This window comes from Mycobacterium sp. (assembly GCF_039583805.1).
In the GTDB taxonomy this organism is placed as follows: domain Bacteria; phylum Actinomycetota; class Actinomycetes; order Mycobacteriales; family Mycobacteriaceae; genus Mycobacterium.
This window is the reverse complement of sequence record NZ_JAVKSH010000153.1, coordinates 1,426-6,111: the sequence shown is the minus strand read 5'-3', so window position 1 is coordinate 6,111 and position 4,686 is coordinate 1,426. Positions and strand designations below refer to the sequence as shown.

Sequence of the window (4,686 nt, the reverse complement as noted above, 5' to 3'; positions counted from 1 at the left end):
GTCGGGGGAATCGGGACTTCCGCCGCGTGGCGGCGGATCTTGTCGTTGCCCACTGCTACCGTCCTCATCAGGGTCGGACTGGCCCGTCGTGCGGCGTCGGGAGACGCACCGCAGAGAAGAATCTGAGGCTGAGTGAAGGTCATGAAGCTGCTGGCTTCAGCCATCAGAGATGTCACCACCACCTGCATCCCCGCAGCCGCCGCGGCGCCGCCCACCTGCTCATGCCACAGGCCCTGCTGCAGCCATAGCGTCGTGGGGCGTTGCGGCAACGCGAGCACGTCGGCCAGCACCGACGGCACCTCGTCCAGCCGCCGGAACACGTTGACCAGGTCAGGGCTCACGGGTAGGTCGGCGAGGCTCGAATACACGGGTGTGCCGTCGATGTCCGTGATCGTGGGGTTGACGGCGAACACGCGGTACTGGTCCGTCGATATCAGATAGGAGTAGATCTCGTAGCTGGGCCGGCTGGGATTGGCCGACGTCCCGACCACCGCGATACTGCGGGTCTGCCGCAGGATGCTCCGCAACGCCGTGTCGTCGGGCCGGCCGATCATCAACCGCCGCCCGGGCGCCGCGACGACCTCGCGCTGGCGAACCGGTCGGAGAGCCTGCGCATCCGAATGATCAGCGCCGCCGACGGGCTGACCGTGCCGTCGAGATAGCCGGCAATCTCCTCGGTCGGCACGCCGATTCGGGACGCGAATTCCTGCGGCCCCAACCCGGACCGCTCCAGCAGCAGCCGCACGTGGCGTGCCACCTCGGCCCGCTCGTTGGCCTCCAGATGGGTGCGGGCGCGCTCCAGCACCTCCGCGAGCGCCTTGGAGATGCCGTAGGGTTGCGACTTCGCCAGGACCTCCTCGACCTGGCGGGCGGTCCGTCCGTACGGGTCGCGTTTGATCGCGGCGGCGATCTGCTTCCACAGCGCGATGTCGCCGCTCTCCATGGCCGCGCCGATGGCCGCCGTGGGCCAGAACTCCACCGGCTGGTCGGCGTAGCGCGGAGCGGCCGGCCGCTGCGGCGCCGGTTGCGGACGACGGTCGACGGCGGGCGGTTCGGGCGCCGACCCGGGGCGCGGTTCCGCTACCAACGTCACCTCGCCTCCTCCAGCATCGCCACCGCCACCGACAGGCAGCGCCGCCTGACCTCCTCCCAGTTTGCCTCGTCATCCGGCGGGTGGCCGTCGTCGGCATCGGACGGACAGGGATCGGCGAGCCGGCGCACCAGCTGCGAGGTGATCCAGTGCCGCCTGGGCGTTCGACCACAGTAGTAGCTGTCCATCGCGTCCAGGGCCGCGGCGGCGGTTTCGGGGTCCATCGTGTCGACCAGGTCAGCAAACTCGGCATAGTCGCGGCTGCTGTTCCGGCACATGATCAGATAGCTCTTGAGGCGAAGGGTTTCGGCGCCGGTCGGGATTTGCAGCCGGTCGCCGGTCGGCAACTGCACGTAGGTGGTTTCCACCGGGCTTCTCCGCTCGACCGCCGGGTCGGCTGCGGCCTGCAGCGCATCCAGCGCGACGGCCAGGCGGCCGCGCCACACCGTGACCGGGTGCACCGGCCGCACTCCGTTGCGGTTCGGCGAGCCGCTGACCTTCCTGGCCGTCACGTGCCCGTTGCCGGCCGGGGCAGCGGCCCCGTTGCCACCGGTGCGCCCGCAACCGGTGAAGGCGAGCGGATCGGCCACGCAGATCGCGTCAGGGACGAGACGCTTGAGCGTGGCCGCCGACTTGAGCGCCACCCTCAGGTCGGCGCCGGGCACCACCGGCACCGCGATGTCGTCGGGGATGATTACCACGGTGCCGAGGTCGACGAGGGGCAGCGGCTTTTCGAAGTCGACCGGCGGCAGGATGCGGTGCAGCCAGCCGGGCAGCCACCAGTTCCACTGGGCGAACATCGCCATCAGCGCCGGCACCATCACCAGTCGCACCACGGTCGCGTCCACCGCGATCGCGACCGCGCACGCCACCCCGATCTCAGCCACCAGCGGCATGCCGGCGAACGCGAACCCGATGAACACGGCGATCATGATCAACGCCGCGCTGGTGATGGTCCGCGCGCTGGTGCTCACGCCGTAGGCGACGGCGTCGTGGGTGTGCCCGGTGTGCAGGAACCGTTCCCGGATGCGGGTCAGCAGGAAGATCTCGTAGTCCATCGACAAACCGAACGTCATCGCCAGCACCAGCGGCGGCACGGTGCTGTCGATCGACGTGATCGGCGCCAACCCCAGCTTCTCCAGCCATCCCCACTGGAACACCATCACCAAGCTGCCGTAGGCGGCTGCCACCGACAGCACCGTCATCAGCACGCCTTTGAACGCCAGGAACACCGACTGAATCGAGATCAGCAGCATCACGAAGGCGATCAGCGCGACGAAAACCAGCACCAGCGGTTCGGTGGCCGACACCCGGTCGTCGAAGTCCTTGATCAGCGCCGTCGGGCCGCCGACGTCCACCCGGGCGGCACCGGCGACCGTGGGCAGCTGGGCCCGCATCCAGTCGACGGTGTGGCGGGCGCGCAGATCCTCGGGATCCACCGACAGCACCGCCGACAGCATGGCGCTGCTGTCGTCGTCGGCGAACACCGGCTGCGCCACCGAGACGACGTCGGGGGCCCGGCCCATCTCGGCGCGAACGGCGCCCAGCGTCTGGCTGTTCTGCGGCGCGGACGCGTCGGCGCCGGGAAAGGTCAGCAGCACCTGCACCGGGCCCAGCGCACCCGGACCCAGTGCCTCGGCGGCCGCCGCCACCCCGGAGCGGATCTCGTGCGTGGAGTCGAACTGCCGCAGCAGGCTGTTACCCAGCACCATCGACAGCGCCGGCACCGCCATGGCGAGCAGCACAGCCACCGCCGCCAGCGCCGACGCCCAAGGCCGCCGCATCACCCACCCCACCCAGCGGGCCCAGAACCGCGACTGGGTGGTCTCGGGTCGGCGCGACCAATGCAGCACCGCGGATCGCTTCGCGGCCGCGCGGCCGAACGTGGCCAGCACCGCCGGGGTCAGGGTGGTCGAGGTCAGCATCGCCACCGCGACCGCCAGGATCGCGCCGGTGGCCATCGACGTCAATGCCGGCGTGGCGATCAGGTAGATCCCGGTCAGTGAGGCGATGACCGTCATCCCCGACAGCACCACCGCCAGCCCCGACGTCCCCATCGCCGCGTCGACGGCGTCCTGCGGTTGACGCCCGGCCCGCAGTTCCTCGCGGAAACGCATCAGGATGAACAGCGAATAGTCGACCGCCAAAGCGATACCGAACATCGACACCGTCGAGGTGACGAAGACCGACATCGCGGTGTAGGCCGACAGCAGATAGACCAGGCCCATCGTGATGGCGACGGTGCAGATGCCGAGCGTCAGCGGGATCGCGGCGGCGGCCAGCGAGCCGAACACCGCCAGCAAGACGATCACGATTATCGGCAGATTCCACCGTTCAGCAGCGGCGATGTCGTGCTTGCTGTTGGCCGCCGCGGCTGTGCTCAGCGCCCCCTGGCCGATGACGTACAGCCGGACCCGGCCGTTGTCGATGCGCCCGGGCTGATCGCCGCGGACACCGATCTTGGTGCGCAGCTTCTTGGCGGCGTCGCTGGTGCTGTCGTTGTTCGACGTCAGCCGCAGCGACACCACGTAGGGCCGGTCCGGTTGCGGGGCCGGCTGTCGCGGGTCGGGCACCATCGCAACGTCGGGCACCTCGTCGGCTGCCTGCGTGAGCAACGTGACCGCAGCGGTCATGTCGGCGAAGTTGGCGTCCGCGCGCGGCGCCGCCACCAGCGCCAGCGACGACGCCTCCTGGTCGGGGTAGTGTCCCTCGAGCTGGTCGTGGACATACAGTGACTGCGATCCCGCCACTTCGAAGCCGCCGCCGGTGAGGTGACCCGACGCCGTGATCGTCAGATAGATCGCCGGTGCCAACGCGAGCACCCAACCCGCGAAAACCAGCCAGCGGAATCTGCGCAGGTAAGCCGAGAGGCGGATCATGAACTGCTGTATGTTGGTCTCCCCGCTGTAGGGCTTGCCGGGTGGCGACCCGCTGCGCCCGGATTCGCCGCGCTGGCGGTCGCCACGGGTCGTGCCAGGTGAGCCTACCGCAGCGAGCTGGCTTGCCGGTCTCTGAGCTGCAACGACTCGGAAACGGCGGCGCCCTCGCTGCGAGCAGGCCCTCGTCGTGCGAATTGGCGGCGGCACCGCGCCAGATGGCAGCATGGCCGCTGAGGGTCCCCGGGTTCCGTCGATGCCGACCGACGCAAGGCCGCGGGCCGCGCACACCGACCGTGAGGAGCTACCGATGGTTGCCACTTCTGGCGAAGCCGCGCCGCCGCGGCGCCGGCTCCTCGGCGTGCTGGCCGCCTCCGCGCTGGGCGGTGCCGCCGCCGCGGCGATGCTTGTGCCGCCGGTGGCCGCCGCGCCCGACCCGTGTGCGCCCAGTGAGATCGCCGCGACGGTGGGCTCCGTCGCCACGTCGACGAGTGACTACCTCGACGCGAACCCCGACATCAACGAGGCGCTCGTCGCGACGTCGCAGCAGTCGACCGGACCCCAGTCCGTCGCCGCGCTGAGAGCGTATTTCGACGCCAACCCGAAGGTGGCCGGCGACCTGCAGGCCATCACCGCCCCGCTCACCGGGCTGTCAGCCAAGTGCGGGGTGCCAATCTCGTTGCCGCAGACGCTCCGCCTCCTGCAGGCCGCACAGGGGCA

4 protein-coding genes are annotated in these 4,686 nt (G+C 70.1%); 1 reads left to right on the top strand and 3 read right to left on the bottom strand.

Translation table 11 applies throughout. From position 1 onward, the window contains the following. The 3 genes from ABDW21_RS15945 to ABDW21_RS15935 form a co-directional block, all read right to left on the bottom strand. Nucleotides 1-554, bottom strand: a 554-nt coding sequence (locus ABDW21_RS15945) for a CoA-binding protein (RefSeq protein WP_343710731.1), incomplete at its 3' end; no start/stop codon positions are given. Then, a complete protein-coding gene (locus ABDW21_RS15940) occupies nucleotides 554-1,093 on the bottom strand; it encodes an XRE family transcriptional regulator (protein ID WP_343603088.1) in 540 nt (179 codons plus the stop codon). The genes ABDW21_RS15945 and ABDW21_RS15940, both read right to left, overlap by 1 nt. Further along, the gene (locus ABDW21_RS15935) at nucleotides 1,090-3,969 is read right to left on the bottom strand and encodes an MMPL family transporter (RefSeq protein ID WP_343710730.1); all 2,880 of its coding nucleotides are present in this window, start codon (nucleotides 3,967-3,969) and stop codon (nucleotides 1,090-1,092) included. The genes ABDW21_RS15940 and ABDW21_RS15935 overlap by 4 nt, the downstream gene beginning before the upstream one ends. 307 nt (nucleotides 3,970-4,276) lie before the next feature. Here ABDW21_RS15935 and ABDW21_RS15930 point away from each other — a divergent pair. After that, the coding region (locus tag ABDW21_RS15930) for a hemophore (protein WP_343710729.1) at nucleotides 4,277-4,686 on the top strand (410 nt) is incomplete at its 3' end.

Bases quoted from the DNA above. Each gene is read 5' to 3' on its own strand.
- ABDW21_RS15935 (WP_343710730.1), bottom strand. From the start codon at position 3,969: ATGATCCGCCTCTCGGCTTACCTGCGCAGATTCCGCTGGCTGGTTTTC.